4 protein-coding genes and 1 pseudogene are annotated in these 3,810 nt (G+C 58.0%); 4 read left to right on the top strand and 1 reads right to left on the bottom strand.

Going from position 1 to position 3,810, the window contains the following annotated elements; translation table 11 throughout:
- On the top strand, positions 1-480 hold a 480-nt coding region (locus tag ACUTJJ_RS24830; RefSeq protein ID WP_445543757.1), incomplete at its 5' end, for a LysR substrate-binding domain-containing protein.
- A gap of 210 nt (positions 481-690) precedes the next feature.
- Positions 691-1,228: pseudogene (locus ACUTJJ_RS24825) on the top strand (OB-fold nucleic acid binding domain-containing protein); the annotation flags it as partial.
- A 50-nt stretch (positions 1,229-1,278) separates the two neighbouring features.
- On the opposite strand, the gene ACUTJJ_RS24820 reads toward ACUTJJ_RS24825, so the two are convergent.
- Positions 1,279-2,121, bottom strand: a complete 843-nt coding sequence (locus ACUTJJ_RS24820) for a DUF3800 domain-containing protein (RefSeq protein ID WP_445543756.1) — start codon at positions 2,119-2,121, stop codon at positions 1,279-1,281.
- Between the two features lie 500 nt (positions 2,122-2,621).
- On the opposite strand from ACUTJJ_RS24820, the gene ACUTJJ_RS24815 reads away from it, so the two are divergent.
- The gene (locus tag ACUTJJ_RS24815; RefSeq protein WP_035211408.1) at positions 2,622-2,798 is read left to right on the top strand and encodes a hypothetical protein; all 177 of its coding nucleotides are present in this window, start codon (positions 2,622-2,624) and stop codon (positions 2,796-2,798) included.
- A gap of 215 nt (positions 2,799-3,013) precedes the next feature.
- On the top strand, positions 3,014-3,810 hold a 797-nt coding region (locus ACUTJJ_RS24810), incomplete at its 3' end, for a DUF3991 domain-containing protein (protein ID WP_445543755.1).

Here is a 3,810-nt window from a genome sequence, read left to right as displayed (position 1 = left end):
ACCGTGATGGACCTTGTCGAGGACAACATCGACATTGCGGTCAGAGTCGGCGCGAACCCTGCCCAGACTGCAATCGAACGACGCTTACTCGACATCGAATGGGCTTTCTATGCGAGCGCATCGTGGCTGAAGCGAAAGGGGCGGCCGGAAAATATCAGCGAGGTGGAGGATTTCATCTCCCCGCAACCAATCTTACGCGCCTACTTGGAGAAGCATGTGCTTGGTGGTGCATCCCTACCTGCCGGTGCGATCGAGGTCGATAGCCACGCCTTGGCCCGGGATCTGATGTTGAACGGCTTTGGTGTTGCTCTGTTGCCGCAAGGCTTGTGCCAGGATGCCGTTATGACTGGCAATGCAGAACCGCTCCTCCCGCACGCGGGGCTCCGCCCGACGCGGCTCAATCTAACGTTTCCAAATCGAGCAGACATGGTCCCAAGAGTGCGCGCATTCGCTGACCACATATGCACTCACTTCCGCTGAACAGAAGTCGTCATCGCGGCCGACATCCGTTGCAATTCAGGAGCACGTTATTGGGGCAACATGTTGATGATCACTCCGATTTAGATCACTTTTCCATTTCGGGGTGATCCGCCTGCGCTACGAGAAAATGTTGGCGATCAACACTCTAGTTTCAGTTGCGTGGTTCACCGCGGAATGAAAAAATGGGTCAAATCCAGCTGAAATTCAACAACGGAGGGTCACAACGTCATCTAGGATTACAGCCATACCGGGCTGACGCTGCGACAGCATCCGGTCGCCTTCCTGCGCAAGGATTTGTCCGCCCGCAACATCATCACCTGTGCCGAGTCGATGAATGCACGCGATGGTTGGTGGGTCTATACCGCTGGCCTCGTCCTTGTGCGGCAAAAGCCGGGATCAGCCAAGGGTGTCATGTTCATCACCATCGAGGACTAGACTGGACCGGCCAACGTCGTTGTCTGGCCGTCTCTATTCTAGAACCGCAGGCGGCATCGTGCTGGAATCATCGATGACGGCGATCAACGGCCGCATCCAGCGGGAAGGGGAGGTCGTCCATCTCGTAGCCCAGCAACTCTTCGATCTCTCAGGCGATCTGGTTGGACTTGCCGATCGGGATACCGAGTTCAGGCTGCCAACCGGGCGAGGCGATGAGTTCGCGCATGGAGGTGGCGGGCCGGATTCGCGCGACATGTTCGTGCCCGACCTTCATATCGATACGCTGAAGGTGAAGAGCCGGAATTTTCACTAAATTGCTAGAGCCTAGTATGTTGGAAGAGCCGATTAGGCCCTCGAGCTGAATTAATCTTCAAGCGTGGAAATTTGGGGTATGTCGGTGACAATTCCTTTCGGCGTCGCATTCGGAAATGGGTGAGTTGGATCGGGGAGAGATGCGAGGCGCGCTTCGGTCTCGGGCGCGACATGACAACGCAGGCCCGAGACTGGTCCGACGCCATAGCGGGCAAAGTATGGTCTTATGAGGTTATAGCCCCGCTGGTCGCCTGACTGAAAGTGACGAAAAATCCAGTAGGCGATCAAGTCCGCCATCTGAATCAGGCGCGATGCCTTGGAATCTAGGAAAAGCGGCACTTCAGCAAAGTTGCGGAGTTGTCCACCGGCGTGCCCCACGTGCTTGAACACATGAGACAGGGTTTGGATTTTCTCCTCATAATTGCTTTTGTCGAGGATGACCAAGCCACGTTGGGGGTTCTTTTTCTTATAGAGCGTCTTCAGGTATCCATCGAAACACGAGGCCACATCCTCGAAACTACGTGCCAAAATGTCATCAGGCGAAAAGAGCTTCTTTTCGATGACGCAGGCGTACACCTTCAGCTGCAACTGCTTGTCGGCCAGTAGCGACAAGATATCGACGACGGCTTGAACCCTTTCATTCGGAGGCACGCCTTTCCATGTGCCGTTGCCCGAGCGCATTGGATTTCCGTGGAACTCAATTTCTCGAGGATTGGTTGAGCTGAAGCGCGCGGCTACAGGATCTATCTGGGCTTCCAGCCAATGCGTTTGGCGCTCGAATATGCTGAACCCGGCAAGAACGAAAAAGTCCGAGCTTGGATCATGCGAATGACCAGACTCGTCGAGATATAGTAGATGCAACGAATCCCCCTGAAACGAAAAAGCGGACCGCATGCGGTCCGCTCCAATTCGGTAAGCCGAGTGAAACAATCGTTCAACGCACCGACGGATCAGCGCTCTCGACTATGAGCAATATATATCGGTTGCGTGTCGGCTTTTCAAGGGGCGGCTCCTTAGGGCTCGCAATCCCTAATGTCCGGCGTCCGCAGCTTCACGTCGTATATGATGTGACCCGCCTCCAGCAGGCATACGCATCGACTCTGACCTGATGACCGGAGCGAAAAGAAGGTAGCATCAGGTATCGAGGGGTACACCAAGATCCCCATCCGCACGATCGTTGTTTGTCGGAGGAAGGTCCATGGAGGCGTCCCAATCCCGCTCTTGATGGATGGCTTCCTGGTCCGGCCCCGGATCTCCGTCGATCAACCCGCTGACGGGGTCCGTGAGCCAAGCTGCGGCCGCTTCGGCTTTGCCTTTGCGGTGATCGCGACTGGTTCCGGACACTGACGGGAGCCATCGAGCGGGAATGGCCCGCTCCAAAGATGGAGCCTCAAATGAACACCGATCTTTCTCTTGCGCAGAACCACGCCTTCCAACTCGCCCGCACCCTCATGGTTCCGGTCACACTGTTCAGGTCCGGCGACGAGTTCGGCGTTCTGCCGAGCGACGAACTCGATGACGAAGACGATCTGGAGATCGTGCATGAATTCCATCCCTGGCCGGCTCATTAGCCGGCATTCTCCTCTCCTTGATGCCGCTTGCGCGCGGCAGGCGGCAAGGGAAGCTGCGCCGCCGCTGGCAGGTCATCCGGAGCGGAATGCAAATCTGCAGATTGCCAGCCGCGCCCTTGCCCCCTTTGCTCTTCGCGGCCGCCGGAACCGGTCCCGCAAATTGCGGGAGAGATGAATCTGGAGAGAGGGGCGGCGCCAAGAGCGCCGGGAAAATAATGGAGAAACAGAAACTGGAAGACCTTCGGGACCGCGTCCCGTGCGCAGCTTTGCTGCAACGGGCCGGCTTTGCCATCGACGTCAAGGAAAGCACCCGCAAGGCCGTCAAATACCGGCGCGGTGCAGAAATCGTCATCGTCATCCATGAGGGGCGGGGATGGTTCGATCCGCTGTCCGACGCGAAGGGCGATGTCTTCGGTCTTGCGGAGCATCTGGATGGCGTCACCTTCGTCGAGGCGCTCGACCGGGTGGCCGAGCTGATCGGCGTCATCGCCGGGAACCCTGTTTGGTCTGCTCCGGCCGGAAGTTCCGCTCACGACACTCCCGTCACGGAACGCTGGGCAAAACGACGTCACCCGTGGCGCGGATCCATGACCTGGCGCTACCTGCATACCGAGCGCTGCCTACCGGCAACGATCATCCGGGAAGCCATCCAAAGCAATTGTCTCCGGGAAGGCCCTTACGGCAGCATGTGGGCCGCGCATGTCAATGACGATAGTGTTGTTACTGGCTGGGAGGAGCGCGGTCGCGATTGGCGCGGCTTTTCGACAGGTGGTTCTAAAATTCTGTTTCGCCTTGGTTCCTCCGACGCCCTGCGTCTTTGCGTCACTGAAGCGGCGATTGACGCTATGAGCCTTGCGGCATTTGAGGGCCTTCGCGAGGGCAGCGTCTATCTCAGTACCGGCGGTGGATGGTCGCCGGCGACGGACGCGGCGGTCCGCAGGTTGGCCGCACGTCCTGGTGCGGTTCTGGCCGCGGCGACCGACGCCAATAGCCAGGGCGAGATCTTTGCCGG

The sequence above is a fragment of the Agrobacterium sp. DKPNP3 genome (assembly GCF_052686535.1).
The sequence above is the reverse complement of the archived record's forward strand: the minus strand, read 5'-3'. Positions and strand labels throughout refer to the sequence as shown.